We start from the raw sequence: 16,720 nt of genomic DNA on the forward strand, positions 1-16,720 counted from the left end.
CAGTTTTGCTGAGGTTCTACGAGGCGCCCACGCGGCGGTCCGGGCGCCCGCTCGCCGCCCGCCCGCGCCCGCCCGCCCCCAAGCTGGTCTTCGGGACATGTCGTCCGGCAGGTGTGCGTCCACGCGCCGGGGTCTGCTCGTGCGCTTGTGCGTGAGCGACGACCTCGACGCGCTTGACGCCCCGGCACGCCCGCGCTCACCATCGCCGCATGCTTCGATTTGATGTGCGAACCAGCTTGGTAGGCGGCCTCGGCCTGCTCGCGCTCGAGGGCTGCGGCAACGTGTGCGGCGACGACGGCCTCGTGTGGAACCAGGCCGACAACCCGGCGTGTCAGCAGGTCACGGCGAGCGACGGCGACTCGGACACGACGACCGAGACCACGACGGTCGATCCGACCGACACCGCGCCGACGACGACGATGGACACACCGACCTCGACCATGGGCATGGGCGAGATGTGGTGCAAGGACGCCGACGGCGACGGCTTCGGCGACCCGACGATGTGCCAGCCGGACATGTTCCCCGGCTCCGTGCCCAACGCTGACGACTGCGCCGACGACAACGCCGACGCGTTCCCCGGCTCGGCCGAGGCCGAGTCGATGACCGCCTGCATGGAGGACGCCGACGGCGACGGCTGGGGCGACAGCAACCCGCCCGAGGGCGTCGAGCCGGGCACCGACTGCGCCGACGACAACGCCAACGCGTTCCCGGGCGCGGCCGAAGCCGAGTCGATGACGGCCTGTATGGAGGACGCCGACGAGGACGGCTGGGGCGACGACATGCCGCCGGAGGGCGTCGAGCCGGGCACCGACTGCAACGACGACAACAGCACGATCTTCCCCGGCGCCGCCAAGGACCTGCCCGCCGATCAGTGCACGCAGGACTCCGACGGCGACGGCTCGGGCGACAGCATGCCCGACGATCCGGACGTCCCGCCGGGCAACGACTGCGCCGACGACGACCCGGCCACCTTCCCCGGCGCCGCGCCCAACGACAGCCCCGAGGCGTGCATGACCGACGCCGACGGCGACGACTGGGGCGACGACATGCCCTCGGTGCCCCAGGCCGTGCCCGGCACCGACTGCGCCGACGACAACCCGAACGCGTTCCCGGGCTCGGCCGAGAACGACTCCGAGAGCGCGTGCATGGAGGACGAGGACGGCGACGGCTGGGGCGACGACATGCCGCCCGAGGGCGTCACGCCGGGCACCGACTGCGACGACACCGACGCGGCCACCGGCCCCGGCGCGGCCGAGAACGAGGTCGACCCGAACGTGTGCCAGACCGACGCCGACGGCGACGGCTGGGGCGATCCGGACCCGGACGACGACGGCGCGGTGCCCGGCACCGACTGCGACGACAACGACGCGTTCACCTTCCCCGGCGCCGCGCCCAACGACGACCCGACGGCGTGCATGACCGACGCCGACGAGGACGACTGGGGCGACATGATGCCCGAGCCCGGCGTCACCCCCGGCACCGACTGCACCGACCGCGACCCGAACGTCCACGAGAACTGCGCGCGCTGCAACCCGAACGAGGTCAAGTGCGTCGACAAGGACCTCCACACCTGCAACGAGAGCGGCACCGCCGAGGACGTCCAGACCTGCGACCACGGCTGCGACGACGACGGCCTCAAGTGCTGGGACCCGCTCTCGGTCGAGGCCGGTGACAGCGTCTGCGTCGACCTCAACATGCCCGCGCAGCTGAGCGCGGTGGCCATGGGCGGCGACGGCAACTACGCCTACAACTGGACCCCGGCCGACACCCTGAGCGACGGCATGATCGCCAACCCGACGGCGACCCCCGTCGGCCCGACGACCTACACCATCGACGTCAGCGACGGCGAGGGCAACATGGCGTCCGACAGCGTCACCGTCTACCTCAAGAACCAGACGCTGCAGCTCGACCCGCAGATCTGCGAGACCTACGACTTCCCGGACGAGGCCGACGCGGCCACCAACTGGGTGTGGAACAACAACACCAAGACGCTGTGCCAGACGATCAACGGCAAGAGCGCGGCGCTGTTCTGCGGCTGGGACCTCGACAACGCCACCATCACCGGCTCGTTCCAGGTCACCGACGACGCCAACGACGACGACTGGATCGGCTTCATGTGGGGCCTCCAGGACACCGATCACTACTACCTGTTCTCGTGGAAGCGCGTCGGTCAGGACTTCGCCAACTGCGGCGGCAACCTGCCCGCCGGCATGCAGGTCAAGGTCGTCGACGTCGCCGACCCGATGAACGCGCCTCAGACCTGCGCCGACCGGCTCCAGCCGGCCGACACCGCCAACTCGAAGCTGCTCGTGCCCGTCGGCGAGTTCACCACCATGGGCTGGACCGAGGCCACCGAGTACACCTTCGAGCTGACCCACAAGGCTGACGGCGAGATGACGATCATCGTCCGCCTCAAGGCCAACAACAACGTCGTCGCCATGAAGACCTTCATGGACACGACCTACCCCAACGGCAAATTCGGCATGTACACGAAGTCGCAGATCAACGCCTGCTTCTCGAACTTCGTCGCCAGCTGCGTGCCCTGAGAGACGTGTCCTCCGGGACATGAAACGAGAGGCCGCCGCGTCACCCGACGCGGCGGCCTCGCCGCTTCGAACGGACATGCCCTGAAAGACATGTCGATAAAAGAGAAGGCGCGCCGGCCCGAGCCGGCGCGCCTTCCAGGATGCGTCTTTTTACGATGCACCTCCCTTCGCTTGGGGAACGCGACCTCGCAGGGGAAGTGAGGTGGACTTACGCCGACTTGACCGCGATCTGCCGCGGCTTGACGCGGCTGGCCTTGGGGAGGGTGAGCTCGAGCACCCCGGCCTGCAGCTTGGCGTCGATCTTGGAGGCGTCGACGGTCTCGGGGATCGAGAACCGGCGGACGTAGTCGGCGGCGGTGAACTCGGCGCCGAGGACCTCGCCGTGGCCGTTGTCGGCCCGCGACGCGCGGATGGTCAGCTCACCGTCTTCGAAGCGGATCTGCACGTCGTCGCCCTTCACGCCGGGCAGGTCGGCGAGCACCAGGTACTGCTCCTGATTCTCGTAGATGTCGACCGGCGGGGCGATGACGGGGCGGCCGCGGGTGGTCTCGGCGGCCGGCCCGTTCGGCTTCGACTGGGTCGTCACTTGGGGGTTGGTCTCTTGGGACATGGCTGAAAGTTCCTCTCGTGTGAAGTCGTGGGGTCGCGCTCGCTCAGGCCGCCTTGACCGTGATCTGCTTGGGCTGCGACTCGGGGTGCTTGGGCATGGTCACGACCAGGAGCCCGTTCTTGAGCTCGGCGTTGACCTTGTCCACGTCGATGCGCGCCGGCAGGGCGAAGCTGCGGGAGAAGCGGAGGTCGCCGCGCTCGCGGCGGTGCACCGCGTAGCCCTTGGGGGCGGTGGCCTTGCGCTCGCCGCTGACTGTCAGGCTGTCCTGAGTGGCCGACAGCTGCAGCTCGGCGTCGGCGAGGCCCGGCACCTCGGCGACCAGGACGAACGCGTCCTTGGTGTCGCGCAGGGCGGCGCGGGGGAAGGCCAGATTCTGGCCGCGGCCCTCGCTGTCGGCGTACTCGCGCAGCGCCTGGTCCATGCGCCGGCGGAGGCTGTCAAAGGTGCGCAGTGGGTCGTTGAAGTCCATCCAGTAGCTCAGCATGGTCGTGTCTCCTGTGTCGCTCTCGGTCGGTTTTGGTGGTGCGGCCCTGGCTCCGCCGTCACTCCGCGCCCGGCGGGCACGTGACGGCCCGCGGATCGGTGGTAGATTGGCTGGCGTGCGCCGGAGCCCTCTGCGGGCTCCCCGGCGGCCTCGGCGGGTCGTCCCGCACCGGCGCTGACAAACTATTGCCGCGGCCTCGACTGTCAAGGGCGCCGCGAACAGGTCCCGCGAGGCGCGACCCGGATCACGCGCGCGCGACGCCGGCGCGCGGGCGACCGCCTGATCGATCCGCTGTCAGATGAGCCCGGTGCCGTGTCAGGCGCCGGCGCTTCGCTGTCAGAACTCGAGCCGCACGCCGAGCGACGGCAAGATCGGCAGGCCGGTCTGCAGCTGACGCTGCTGCAGGTTGTACGAGTAGACCCACGCCTCGCCGTTCTGGCGGTTGTAGACGTTGATGATGTCGAGATAGAAGTTCGCCGTCACGCGCTTGAACGTGAAGCGCTTGTCGACGCGCAGGTCGAGCTGATGGAAGGCGGGCAGCCGCTCGTCGCGGCCGAACCACGGCTCGTAGCCGTCCTGGACGAACGCGCTGTCGAAGTAGGCGACCGACGGGTTGCCGCTGACCAGGCGGAAGCGGCCGCCGATCTGCCAGCCGCGCGGCAGCTTGTAGACGGCGAGGATGGTGAGGATGTGCGGCTGGTCGAAGCTGAACGGCCGGTAGTCGGCGCCGGGCCGGGCCTGGATCAGGCTCTTCATCAAGGTGTAGCTGACCCACCCGAACAGTCGCTTTGTCAGCGCCTTGCGGACCAGCAGCTCCATACCGAAGATCTGGCCGGTGCCCTGGTTGGCGAAGTTCTCGAGCCGGATGTCGCCCGACACGGGGTCGCGCATGAGCACGCTCGAGGACGTCGAGCGGTCGAATACGTACTTGTAGAAGCCGGTGACCTCGGCCTCGACGCCGACGCTGTCGAACACCTGGGCCACGCCGAGGCTGGTGTGGACCGCCCGCTCGATGCCGGAGCGCGGGTTGCCCCACACGGGCGCCAGGCTGATGAGGTCGGGGATCTGGCTGTAGAGGCCGACGCCGCCCTTGATCGCGGTGTTCTCGCCGACCTGCCAGTTGAAGCGCACGCGCGGGTCGACGGTCGCCTTCTTCACCGCCAGCGCGTAGTAGGTCATGCGCGCGCCGGGGTAGAGCGTGAAGCGCTCGCCGAGGCCGATCGTCGCGGTGGTGTAGATCGCCGGGGTGGCGTAGTTCTGGCCGACGTCGGCGACGTTGTAGACCCCGGTGTCGCCGGTCCCGGCCGCGGCCGGCACGCTCGGCGCGCGCGCCCCGATCTCGTAGCGGCCGGCCTGCAGCTCGGTGCCGATGCGGATCGCCGAGCGCGAGCTCAGCTGCCGCGACGCCTCGGCGCGCCAGCTGAACTCGTACTTGGGGAAGTTGAAGGTGAACAGCCCGCCGAACGCCCCCGACAGCGACTGGTAGTTGATCGACGGCGTGATCAGGAAGTCCCACGGGCCGTCCTGCTTGCGGTACACGAGGTCGAGGCGGTGGAACAGGATCGCCGTGCGCGCCTGGTTCTCCGAGCCCGTCATCGTCTCGTTCGGGCCCTGGGCGATGACCCGCAGGCGGTCGTCGGAGCCGAACCACCGCACCGACAGCTCGCCGCCGCCGACCGGGTAGTCGAACAGGAATTGATAGTCGTAGTAGCGCGGCGCCTGCGACAGGCCGAGGCCGATGTCCTTCGGCAGCGCGGCCTTGAGGATCGCGTCGACGTAGCTGCGGCGGAAGCTGGTGACGAAGCTGCCCTTCTTGATCGGGCCCTCGAGCATGATGCCGGCGTCGAACACGTCGGCGTCGACGTAGCCGTGATAGCCGTCGCGCCGGCCCTTGCGCGGGTTGACGTTGATGATGCCGCCGATCGCGTCACCGAACCGGCTGTCGAAGTTGCCGGGGATGAAGTCGATCTGCGCGAGGATGTCGGAGTTGAAGGTCGACGACAGCGCCCCGAAGTGGAAGAGTTGCGGGATCTCGTGGTAGCCGAGGTACGTCTTCGAGTCGCCCGGCGCGGCGCCGCGGATGATCAGCAGGCCGAGGCCGAACGGCGCCCGCGCGACGCCGGGGAAGTTCTGCAGCGACTTGAGCGCGTCGCCCTGCGTGCCCGGGAGGTTGTAGATCTCCTCGGGCGTGATCGTGCGCCGCGCGACCTCCTCGCGGGCGTCGCGGCGCTGCTTCACCACCGTGCGGAACGGGTTCGACACCAGCCGCCGCGCGAAGTACTTGACCTCGAGCAGGTCGCCCTTGGCCAGCTCCTCGACCACCTCGTAGCGGTCGAAGCCCTGCGCGAGGGCGATGATGCGGATCTTGCCGTCGGGCACGCCGCGCAGCTCGAACGAGCCGTCGGGGGCGGTCTCGGCGCGCATGGTCCAGGCCGGTTCGGGCTCGTCGCCGTAAATCTTCTTGGTGACCTGTCCCACCGGCCAGTCCGGCGGGGCCGGCACCACGAGCACGCTCGCGCCCGAGACCGGGACGCGCTGACCGGCCTCGAGCAGCACGCCGCGCAGCCGGATCGGACCTGTCCCTTGGGACTGCTGGGCGGGTTCGCCCGCGTCGGTCGCGGGTTCGCCCGCGTCGACCTCGGGCGGCTGCTCCGCCGGCTCCGGTGGCAGCGGCGGCGGGGCGGCGATGTCGATGCCGACCTTGAGCACGACCTCGATCGGGCGGCCCTTGTAGAGGCCGGGCGCGTAGCGCAGCTGGGCGACGGCGGACTTGGCGAGCGCGTCGAGCTCGGGGTGCACGCTCTGCACGACCTCGAGCTCCTTGGGGACGCCGTCGACGCCGACCACCAGCTTGACGACGACTTGACCCGACGGCGGCGCGGGCAGGCGGCGCAGATCTTCGGGGTACTCGAGATCGACGCTGTTCTGCAGCACCGGCTGGACCAGGTCGGCCGGGTCCTGCGCACGCGCGGAACCGGCGTGCAGCGCCGCCGCGAGGGTCAGCACCGCGCCCAGCCCACGCAGGCCGACGGTCCCGATCCGGTGGCAGGCGAGGCGGCGAGGTCGCGGGCGCAAGCGGCAGGAGCATGCTCCAAGCCCGGCGCCCCTGGCTAGTGCCGCCGAAGCCGGCCGCGCGGGGGTGCCCCCGGCGTGCGCGAGCCCGGGAAGCCGGGGCCCCACCTCCTGCGTAATGTCTCGTTCCCGGGCTTGCCTCGGCGGGCCGCCGGACAATCGTTTTTCCCCGGGGTCGAAAGCCGCGCCGACGCGGCAAGGCCGCTGGCCCCCGGTGGTACACTCGTATCGGCTACCTGCGGCCCCTTGGCCGCGCAGCTCCGCTCCCATGCGCTCCTTCGGCTGGCTTCACTTCACGGACCTCCACCAGGGCCTCGACGCCCAGGGATGGCTGTGGCCGGGCGTCCGCGAGGTCCTGCTGGCCGACCTCGAGAAGCTGCACGCCCGCTGCGGCCCCTGGGACCTGGTCCTGTTCAGCGGCGACCTGACCCAGCGGGGCAGCGCCGCCGAGTTCGCGCGCCTCAACCAAACCCTGCAGCAGCTGTGGGATCACCTCCGCGCCCTGGGCTCGACCCCCGCGCTGGTGGCCGTCCCCGGCAACCACGACCTCATCCGCCCCGACCCGCGCCGGCCCGAGTCGCTGGTGCTCGGCCGCTGGGACACCTATCCCGAAGTTCAGGTCGAGTTCTGGCGCGACGCCAGCTCGCCCTACCGCGCCCTCGTCGACCAGGCGTTCGCGCCGTACAGCGAGTGGCTGAAGAACCACCCGTTCGCCGGCCTGCAGCTGCAGCGCGGCATGCTGCCCGGCGACTGCTCGGCGGTGCTGGCCAAGGACGGGCTCAAGCTCGGCATCGTCGGCCTCAACAGCGCCTTCTTGCAGCTCGGCGACGGCGACTACACCGGCAAGCTGGCGCTCGACGTCCGCCAGCTGCACGCGGCCTGCGGCGGCGACGGCCCGGCGTGGGTCAAGGAATGCGACTTCGCCCTGCTGATGACGCATCACCCGCCGAACTGGCTGCAGGCCAAGGCGCGCGACGAGCTGGTCGCCGAGATCGCCCCGCCCGGCCGCTTCGTCGCTCACGTCTACGGCCACATGCACGAGCACGCGAGCAGCGTGGTCGCCATCGGCGGCGCGCAGGGCCGGCGTGAGCTCCAGGGCAGCTCGCTGTTCGGCCTCGAGGTCTACGGCGGCAAGGTCGATCGCCGCCACGGCTACACCGCCGCGCGGATCACCGTCGACGACAAGAACGAGGCCACCCTGCGGCTGTGGCCGCGCGCGGCCAAGAAGCACGCGGCCGGCCACTGGCGCATCGTCCAGGACCTCGACGCCTTCGAGCTCGGTGACGATCAGGGCACGCGGCCCGAGTCGCTGCCGCCGCCCCGCCGCCGCACCCCGCCTCCGCCGCCGCCGCCGCCGGTAAACCCGGCCAACCTGATCGCCACCGGACCTGTCCCTTCGGCCAGCACGTCCGGCTCGCACCCGTCGATCTCGCAGACCGCCCCGATCCCGCTCGGCGTGATCACCTCGCTGTCGGGCGGGGCCCCGGGCGACTCGGGCATCTTCTACTCGTCGATCGCCGCGCGCGTGCAGCCGCCGGGCGCGCCGTACAACATCAACTGGCACGTCCACCGCGCCGAGGAGGAGCGCACCGCGCTCAACTACCTCGACCAGCCGGGCGCGCCGGTCGTGCTGTGGGGCCCCGACAAGTTCGGCAAGACCTGGATGTCGCAGTTCTTGACCGACATGGTCTACCAGGCCGACGGCGGCGCCTGCCGGGTGGTCGCCATCAACCTCGACACCTTCGACTACGAGTCGCGCAGCGACTACGGCAACTTCATCCGCGAGTTCGCGTTCCAGATCGTCGGCTCGATCGGCGGCCCCGAGGACTGGGTGCCGACGCTGTGGAAGTCGCCGGGCAGCGTCAACCAGAAGCTCGGCCGACTGATGCGGGACAACGTGCTGCCGCTGGCGAGCACGCGGGTGATCCTCGCGCTCGACCGCGTCGACGCGGTGTGGGGCCTGCCGTTCAAGGACGACTGGTTCGGCATGCTGCGCGCGTGGGCCGAGGACCCGCGGCTGGAGAAGCTGCGGCTGGTGCTCGGCATCAGCACCACGCCGCGGCGGCTGATCGAGCGGACCACGCAGTCGCCGTTCAACCTGAGCCCGCCGATCGTGCTCGGCGACCTCACGCGCGACCAGGTCGAGACCCTGTCGCACCTCTACGGGCTCGAGTGGACGCACCAGGACTTCGCCGCGCTGATGAGCCTGGTCGGCGGCCACCCGTACCTCGTGCGCCTGGCCATGCACAGGGCCAACCTCGCCGGCGGGCTGTCGGCGCGCGAGCTGCTGGCCGAGCCGTCGAACCTGTTCGACGACTTCCTCCAGCGCTACGCGCGGCGCCTCCACCTCCACCCCGAGATGATGGCCGGCGTGAAGCGGCTGCGCAGCGACTCGCTGGCGGAGCTCGACTCCGACACCTCGGCGGCGCTCGAGAGCAGCGGCATCGCGGTCGAGGAGAAGGTCGGCTTCTACCGCCTGCGCTACCGGCTGTACGAACGGCTGCGGCCATGAGTCCGGCACATTCGAACTCGGGCGGCCTCGGACACCACGGCGCCCAGTTCCAGGTCGGAGGCGCGGTCCAGGCCGGCGCCTTCTACATCGAGCGCAAGGCCGACCGCGAGCTGTTGTCGGCGCTGATGCGCGGCGAGTTCTGCTACATCCTCGCGCCGCGGCAGATCGGCAAGACCAGCCTGCGCGTGCGCGCGGCCAAGCGGCTGCAGGCCGGCGGCGTGCGCTGCGTCAGCATCGACTTTACCAACATCGGCTCGACCCTGGTCTCGATCGACGACTGGTACTTCAGCATCGCCGTCGAGATCGCCGAGTCGATCGGCCTGCCGAGCCCCGAGCTGTTCTGGAGCACCCACCAGAACCTCACCCCCGTCCACCGCTGGTACCGCTACCTCCGCAACGAGCTGATCGATCGAACCGACGCGCCGATCGTCGTCTTCATCGACGAGGTCGAGTCGGTGCTGGCGCTGCCGTTCAGCTCCGACGACTTCTTCGCCTCGATCCGCTCGGCCTACAACCTGCGGGCCGAGGACCCGGCCTACGAGCGCCTCACCTTCTGCCTGCTCGGCGTCGCCGCCCCGGCCGACCTGATCTCCAACTCGGTCCGCACCCCGTTCAACATCGGCCGCGAGATCCGCCTCGAGGACTTCTCGCGGGCCGAGCTCGACGCCTTCCGCCCCGGCCTCGAGGGCCTCGGCGGCAGCCCCGACGCCCTGCTCGACGCCGTGTACGCGTGGACATCTGGCCATCCGTACATGTCTCAAAGGCTATGCGACGACCTGGTCCGGCGCGGCCCGGTCAGCGACAAGACCGAGGCCGGGCGGGTCGACGACTCGGCCTACACCCTGTTCGTGCGCAACGGCCGGACCGCCGACGCCAACCTCGCGTACGCCGAGAAGCGGCTCAACGCCAACGCCAACGCCAACGCCAACGGCCCGCGGGCGCGCGCGCGCGACATGCTCGACCTGTACCGGCGGATCTTGAGCGGCGAGCCGGCGCCGGCCGAGCCGAACAACCCGGTGCAGATCGAGCTGCGCCTGACGGGCCTCGCGGCCGAGGCGCGCGACGAGACGGGCGACATCGGGCTGCGGGTCCGCAACCTCGTGTTCGCCGAGGTCTACGACCACAAGTGGCTGCGCGAGCGGGAGAAGGAGCAGCGGCTGGCCGAGTTCGTGGCCCGCTGGGACACCTCGGGGCGGCACGACGACTACCTGCTGCGCGGCGCGGCGCTGGAGGACGCGCTGGCGTGGTCGCACGGTCGCAGCGACCTGACCCTCGGCGACCACGAGTTCCTGCTCGCCGGCCTCAACTTCGCCCGCCGCGAGGCCGAGGCGCGCCACCGGCTCGAGGAGGCCGCGCGCATGCAGGAGCAGGCCCGCCTAGCCGCGCTCGAGGAGCAGCGCAAGGCCGAGCGCGAGCGCTACCGGGCCGACATCGAGCGAGAGCGGCGCGAGCGGGCCGAGGAGGGCGCCGTGTCGCAGCGGCGCACCATCTCGATCCTCACCGGCACCGTCGCCACCCTCGGCGTCCTGCTCGCGCTGACCGTGTGGCAGTTCGTGGTCGCCGAGCAGAGCAAGGACCAGCTGTCGCGGATGTCCGAGCGCCGCAACGAGGACGCCCGGCTCGACCGCCTCGGCGCCGACGCCCTCCTCTACGCCCAGCAGCCCGGCAAGGAGCGCGACGCCTTGCTGACCGCGATCAAGGCCGCCGCCGACGCGCTCGCCCGCGACGGCGAGGTCCCGCCGCGCGTCATGCAGGGCCTGGCCGCCGCGGTCGCCACCCCGGTCCAGCGGCCGCTGGTGCTGCGCCACGCCGAGGCGGTCCACGGCGCCCACTTCTCGCACGACGGCACCCGCGTGCTCACGGCCAGCAAGGACGGCACCGCCCACCTGTGGGACGCAGTCTCCGGCAAGACGATCCGCGTGCTCGAGCACGCCGCGCCTGTCCTTTCAGCCAGCTTCTCGCGCGACGACACCCGCATCTTCAGCGTCGGCGCCGACAAGAGCGCGCGGCTGTGGAACGCCGCCACCGGCGACAACCTCGAGGAGTACAAGAACGTGTCCGTGCCGCCGCAGCGGATGATCGCCGGCCTGTCGGACAACGGCTACAGCGTCTACTTCCTCGGCGTCGACCGCGGCGCGCACCTCGTCGACATCCGCGGCAACAAGGCCCGCGACCTGCCGCGGACCCAGAGCGGCAACGTCACCGCGATCGCCCTGGCCGACGGCGACCCGCTGGTGGCCACCGGCGGCAGCGACGGCGTCACGCGGCTGTGGGACCTCGACACCGGCGAGCTCAAGACCGAGCTGAAGCGGCACAAGGGCAACGTCTCGGCGGTGCAGTTCTCGCCGCTCGGCGACCGCCTCGTCACCGTCGGCGAGGACGGCGACGCGCGGGTGTGGACCACCGCCGGCGCCGCGGTCACCAGCCTGCCGCACGGCGATCCTGTCCTCGGGGCCAGCTTCTCGGCCAGCGGCGACCGCGTGCTGACGTGGAGCCTGGCGCGGGCGATCGTGTGGTCGAACGCCGGCAAGCAGCTCGCCAGCCTGACCGACCCGCGCGAGCTGCTCAAGCAGGCCGCCTTCTCGCCCGACGACCGCCGCGTCGCCACCGTCGGCGCCGGCACCGGCGGGGCCGCGGGCACCGCGGTCAAGCTGTGGGACCCGGTCAAGGGCGAGGTCGCGGCCACGCTCACCGGTCACACCGAACAGGTCCTTTCGGTCAGGTTCTCCCTCGACGCCTCGCGCGTGCTGACGACCAGCGAGGACAACACCGCGCGGCTGTGGAACAGCGCCAGCGGCCAGCCGATCGCCACCCTCGAGGGTCACACCGCCGCCGTCCTGGCCGCCGAATTCTCGCCTGACGGCGCCCGGATCCTCACCGTCGGCGGCGACAACACCGCGCGGATCTGGGACGGCTCGCTCAACAACGCCGTGCCGACCCTCAAGGGCCACGGCGCCTCGGTGCGGCTGGCCCGCTTCTCGCCCGACGGCAGCCGGATCGTCACCACCAGCGACGACAAGACCGCGCGCCTGTGGGACGTCGTCAGCACCCGCAACATCCGCACCCTCGAGGGCCACGCCGGCCCGGTGGTCGCCGCGGTGTTCGCCGGCGACGGCTCCGGCCGGCTCCTCACCTGGGCCGAGGAGGACTCCAACCTGCGCCTGTGGGACGCCAGCAACGGCGACGAGGTCGCCGTCCTCGGTCACGCGGGACATGTCCTCGGGGCCAGCTTCTCGCGCGACGGCACCCGCATCGTCTCGGCCGGCGCCGACGACACCTTGCGCCTGTGGGACGCCACCACCGGCGCCGTCGTCGGCGAGCCATGGCAGGGCACGCGCGGCCAGCAGACGGTCGCCGGCTTCGCCCCCGGCGGCCGCTACGTCGTGCTCGCCAGCCGCGACAGCAACACCGCCCAGCTGATCGACGCCGAGGCTTTGCGCTTCATCACCGACCTCGTCGGTCACAGCGCGCGGGTCGAGGGCGCGGTGTTCTCGCCCGACGGCGAGACCGTCGTCACCATCAGCGCCGACCACACCGCCAAGCTGTGGGTCGCCCGCTACGGCAGCGAGGTCGCCACCCTCGACCCCGCCGCCGGCGCGATCGCCTCGGCCGCCTTCTCGCGCGACGGCGGCCGCCTCGTCCTCGCCACCGCGCGCGACGCCTGGGTGTGGTCGATGGCCGGCCCCGACGACCGCCCGCACGTCCTCGCCACCCTGCTCGGCCACTCCGCCTCGCTGCTGCACGCCACCTTCTCGAACGACGGCCGGCGGATCGTCACCGCCTCGTCCGACAACACCGCCAAGCTGTGGGACGCCCCGGTCGACTCGTCCAACTACGACCTGCTGGCCACGCTGCACGGCCACGCCGCCGCCGTCAACCACGCCGAGTTCTCGCCCGACGGCCGCCTCATCGTCACCGCCGGCCGCGACGGGCGGATCAAGCTCTTCCCGACCTCGGTCGGGGACCTGCTGCGCAAGGCCTGCGAGGAGCTCGCCCCGCACCGCGACGACTTCGAGCAGGTCGAGGCCGACTGCCGCCTCGCCGGCGGCTGAGCGGACCTGTCCCTGCGGACATATCACTGGCTCGCCGACGCGCAGCTCCGGTCCGACATGTGCGACGGCGCCTCCTGTGACCTGTCCTATCGGCCATGTATAGTCATTCCCGTGTTCGCCCGTCGCGCCGCGCTGATACGATGGCTGCGATGCACTTCGCCCGTTGCGCGACCCCGGCCCTCGCGGCCCTCACCTTGCTGGCGCTCTCCGCTTGCGGCGACGCAGTCGCCACCACCGACACCCTCGACCCCTCGTCTACGACCACCGACGGCAGCTCGACCGAGCCCGGGACCACCGACGCGCCGACGACAGGCGCGCCGACCACCACCTCGGACACGGAAGACGGCACCGCCTCCGACGGCGACTCGACCACCACCGGCGAGCCGACCACCGGGACGACCACCACCAGCGACGACAGCTCGACCACCACCCCGCCCGGCCACCTCCCCGAGTGCGGCAACGGGATGGTCGAGGACGAAGAGGAGTGCGACGACGGCGACAACAACGGCGGGGACAAGATCTGCCTCGCCGACTGCGTCCTCAACGTCTGCGGCGACGGCCACCAGGGCCCGGGCGAGGGCTGCGACGACGGCAACACCGCCGATCGCGACGGCTGCAGCGCCGCCTGCGTCAGCGAGCTGTGCGGCGACGGCGTCGTCCAGGCGGGACTCGGCGAGGCCTGCGACGACGGCAACACCGACCCCGACGACGGCTGCAGCGCCGCCTGTCTGCTCGAGGCGTGCGGCGACGGCGTGGTCCAGGTCGGCCTCGGCGAGACCTGCGACGACGGCAACACCGACCCCGATGACGGCTGCAGCGCGACCTGCGTGCTCGAGAGCTGCGGCGACGGCGTCCTGACGATGGAGCTCGGCGAGACCTGCGACGACGGCAACACCGTGTCCGAGGACGGTTGCAGCGACACCTGCGCGATCGAGGCGTGCGGCGACGGCGTCGTCCAGGCCGGCCTCGGCGAGACCTGCGACGACGGCAACACCGACGCCGACGACGGCTGCGGCCCGACCTGCGAGACCGAGGCGTGCGGCGACGGCGTCGTCCAGGCCGGCGAGGACTGCGACGACGGCAACGTGGTCGCCAATGACGGCTGCAGCCCGACCTGCGAGGTCGAGGTGCTGTCGCTGTGCGGGCCCGGCCAGCTCAGCCTGCTCGTCAACGAGGGCTTCGAGTCCGGCGCCCTGGCCCCGTGGACCACCAACGGCGGCGTCACCGTGACGATGAACCCGCACGACGGCGTGTGGGCCGCCCAGGCCACCGACAACTGGCACATCCAGCAGACCTTCGCCGCCACCCCGGTCGCCCAGCTCGTCAGCGCCAACTTCTGGACCTGGCACGACGCGGCCGACAACCCGGCGATGTACGTCGAGTGGGGCTACGCCGACAACACCACCGGCAACACGCTCTACTTCAACGAGCAGCTGTCCGGGTGGGTCCTTCACGACATCCTGCCCCTGCTCGACCCGAACAAGTCGCTGGTCCGCCTGCAGGTCTGGGGCTACAACGGCGGCCAGGCGCTGCCCGACATCACCCGCTTCGACAGCTTCCGCCTGTGCCGCAACCCGTGAGCGCCGCGCTCGCCGCGGCGGTGGCATCGCCGGGCGTCTTGGGCTATCCCCGGTGCGCATGCGCTCCCGCCCGCTCGCCCTCGCCACCCTCTCACTGACGCTCGCGAGCGGCTGCCTCAAGATCCCGACCGAGGCGTCCAAGTCCCCGGAGACAGGTTCCGAAGGACAGGTCACGCTGTCGTGGCCCGGCGCCGCGGTCGACAAGCTGTACCGCCCGGGCGAGGTCCGGGTCTACACGATGATGCAGAGCGGCAAGCCGATCGGCACCTCGTGGGGCCGCTACGAGGGCCCGGTCGACGGCGAGCCCGGCCACTTCCGCTTCGCCACCCGCATCGAGCTGCGCCCGCCCGGCCGCGACGGCAAGCCGGCCGAGCCGCTGCGCAGCTCCGGCGAGATCGTGGTCGACGCCCGCGGCGACCTGGTCCGCGGCTTCGAGCGCAGCAACGCCGCCGAGCTGACCTTCGAGCGCAAGGGCGACGCGATCCACTTCAGCTCCGGCCGCGAGCGCGACGAGATCACGTACCGCAGCGGCGACGCGTTCATGGCCTTCTCGGCGATCTTCCACGAGGAGCTGATGTTCGGCCTGCGCCGCCTCGAGGTCGGCGAGCTGGCGTGGCGCCTGGTCAGCCTGTCGGGCTCGATGCCGACCGAGTGGACGGCGACGCTGACGATCCCCGACCCCGCGGCCCCCGGCCGGGCCACGGTCAAGACCAACCTCGGCGAGACGATCGAGCTGCGCGACGGCCGGATCGAGAAGATCCAGATCGAGGCCGACGACGTCGAGGTCCAGGTCCCGGTCCAGCCGCCGACCTGGCCCGAGTGGGCGATCGCGGGGCCACCTGTCCTCGAGTACAGCCCGCCGCCGGGCGCCAAGTTCACCCGCCGCGAGGTCGAGCTGCCCGGAAGGCCAGGTGAGCCCGCGCTCGCCGGCGAGGTCCTGCTGCCGCCGGGCAACGGCCCGTTCCCCGGCGCGCTGCTGCTGCCCGGCACCGGCCAGCAGGACCGCTTCGGCTTCGCCGGCCCGCCGCCGGTCGACCTCGGCAGCCACAGCATCACCGACGCCCTCGCCGAGGCCGGCTTCGCGGTCCTCCGCTTCGACGAGCGCGGCTTCGGCAGCAGCGCCGAGGGCCCGGTCTCGTACCTCGGCCAGCTCGAGGACGCCCGCCGCGCGCTGCGGACCCTGCTGGTCCAGGACGAGGTCGACCCCGACCGCATCGTCCTCGTCGGCCACGGCGAGGGCGGCTGGAAGGCGCTCGCCCTGGCCGCCGAAGACCCGGGCGTGAAGGCGGTGGCCCTGCTCGCCACGCCCGGCCGCCCGTACGAGCAGATCCTGCGCGCGCAGGGCGAAGCGGCGCTGCAGGCGGTGCCGCCCCAGCTCCGCGACGACGCCAAGAAGACGCAGGAGAAGACGCTGCAGGCGCTCAAGACCGGCCACAACGTGCCGCCCGAGCTGGCCGCGCAGGCGCTGTGGGTGCGGGAAATCTTGCAGGTCTCACCCGAGGCGCTGATCGCCGGCGGCGAGGCGCCGCTGTGGATCGCCCAGGGCAACAAGGACTTCGAGGTCGACCCCAATCGCGACCCGCAAGAGCTGATGAAGCTGGCCAAGCGCCGCAAACGCAAGGCCGAGCTCAAGCCGTTCGCCGACCTCGACCACCTGTTCAAGCCCGAGCCCGAGAACTCCAACCCGTCCCGCTACCTCGACGCCGCCCGCACCGTCGACCGCGCGTTCCTCGGCCAGCTCACGACCTGGCTGCAAGGCCAGGTCAAGCCCGCCGCGGCGCCCGCCAAGCCGCGCGGCAAGTGAGCGCACGAGAGGACATGCCCTCGCGGACATGTCCTCCCGCGCATGTCCCTCAGGACATGT

Annotated in this window: 8 protein-coding genes; 5 read left to right on the top strand and 3 right to left on the bottom strand. The window is 71.4% G+C overall.

The window, feature by feature from the left end:
* The first annotated feature begins 209 nt into the window (after window positions 1-209).
* Window positions 210-2,546, top strand: coding sequence for a hypothetical protein (locus OV090_RS13470; RefSeq protein ID WP_267704018.1), 2,337 nt, complete (start codon window positions 210-212; stop codon window positions 2,544-2,546).
* Between the two features lie 208 nt (window positions 2,547-2,754).
* On the opposite strand, the gene OV090_RS13475 is transcribed toward OV090_RS13470, so the two are convergent.
* The 3 genes from OV090_RS13475 to OV090_RS13485 all read right to left on the bottom strand — a co-directional run bounded on the left by OV090_RS13475 (window position 2,755) and on the right by OV090_RS13485 (window position 6,715).
* Complete coding sequence (locus OV090_RS13475; RefSeq protein ID WP_267704019.1) at window positions 2,755-3,156, bottom strand: Hsp20/alpha crystallin family protein; 402 nt, start codon at window positions 3,154-3,156, stop codon at window positions 2,755-2,757.
* Window positions 3,157-3,199: 43 nt separating this feature from the next.
* Window positions 3,200-3,640, bottom strand: a complete 441-nt coding sequence (locus tag OV090_RS13480) for an Hsp20/alpha crystallin family protein (RefSeq protein ID WP_267704020.1) — start codon at window positions 3,638-3,640, stop codon at window positions 3,200-3,202.
* Window positions 3,641-3,976: 336 nt separating this feature from the next.
* Window positions 3,977-6,715 carry an energy transducer TonB gene (locus OV090_RS13485; protein WP_267704021.1) on the bottom strand — a complete coding sequence of 913 codons (2,739 nt, stop codon included), beginning with the start codon at window positions 6,713-6,715 and terminating at the stop codon, window positions 3,977-3,979.
* A gap of 265 nt (window positions 6,716-6,980) precedes the next feature.
* Between OV090_RS13485 and OV090_RS13490 the strand changes: the two genes are divergently transcribed.
* The 4 genes from OV090_RS13490 to OV090_RS13505 all read left to right on the top strand — a co-directional run bounded on the left by OV090_RS13490 (window position 6,981) and on the right by OV090_RS13505 (window position 16,660).
* On the top strand, window positions 6,981-9,224 hold the full coding sequence (locus OV090_RS13490; protein WP_267704022.1) for an AAA-like domain-containing protein: 2,244 nt from the start codon (window positions 6,981-6,983) through the stop codon (window positions 9,222-9,224).
* The gene (locus OV090_RS13495) at window positions 9,221-13,276 is read left to right on the top strand and encodes an AAA-like domain-containing protein (RefSeq protein WP_267704023.1); all 4,056 of its coding nucleotides are present in this window, start codon (window positions 9,221-9,223) and stop codon (window positions 13,274-13,276) included. The genes OV090_RS13490 and OV090_RS13495 overlap by 4 nt, the downstream gene beginning before the upstream one ends.
* A gap of 149 nt (window positions 13,277-13,425) precedes the next feature.
* Complete coding sequence (locus OV090_RS13500; RefSeq protein ID WP_267704024.1) at window positions 13,426-14,856, top strand: DUF4215 domain-containing protein; 1,431 nt, start codon at window positions 13,426-13,428, stop codon at window positions 14,854-14,856.
* A 58-nt stretch (window positions 14,857-14,914) separates the two neighbouring features.
* The gene (locus tag OV090_RS13505) at window positions 14,915-16,660 is read left to right on the top strand and encodes an alpha/beta fold hydrolase (RefSeq protein ID WP_267704025.1); all 1,746 of its coding nucleotides are present in this window, start codon (window positions 14,915-14,917) and stop codon (window positions 16,658-16,660) included.
* The last annotated feature ends 60 nt before the right edge of the window (window positions 16,661-16,720 follow it).

Origin of the sequence: Nannocystis sp. RBIL2, from assembly GCF_026626745.1 — a bacterium.
Lineage (GTDB): Bacteria > Myxococcota_A > Polyangia > Nannocystales > Nannocystaceae > Nannocystis.

Coding starts and splice junctions, on each gene's coding strand:
- OV090_RS13470 (WP_267704018.1), top strand. CDS start 210: ATGCTTCGATTTGATGTGCGAACCAGCTTGGTAGGCGGCCTCGGCCTG.
- OV090_RS13475 (WP_267704019.1), bottom strand. CDS start 3,156: ATGTCCCAAGAGACCAACCCCCAAGTGACGACCCAGTCGAAGCCGAAC.
- OV090_RS13480 (WP_267704020.1), bottom strand. CDS start 3,640: ATGCTGAGCTACTGGATGGACTTCAACGACCCACTGCGCACCTTTGAC.
- OV090_RS13490 (WP_267704022.1), top strand. CDS start 6,981: ATGCGCTCCTTCGGCTGGCTTCACTTCACGGACCTCCACCAGGGCCTC.
- OV090_RS13495 (WP_267704023.1), top strand. CDS start 9,221: ATGAGTCCGGCACATTCGAACTCGGGCGGCCTCGGACACCACGGCGCC.
- OV090_RS13500 (WP_267704024.1), top strand. CDS start 13,426: ATGCACTTCGCCCGTTGCGCGACCCCGGCCCTCGCGGCCCTCACCTTG.
- OV090_RS13505 (WP_267704025.1), top strand. CDS start 14,915: ATGCGCTCCCGCCCGCTCGCCCTCGCCACCCTCTCACTGACGCTCGCG.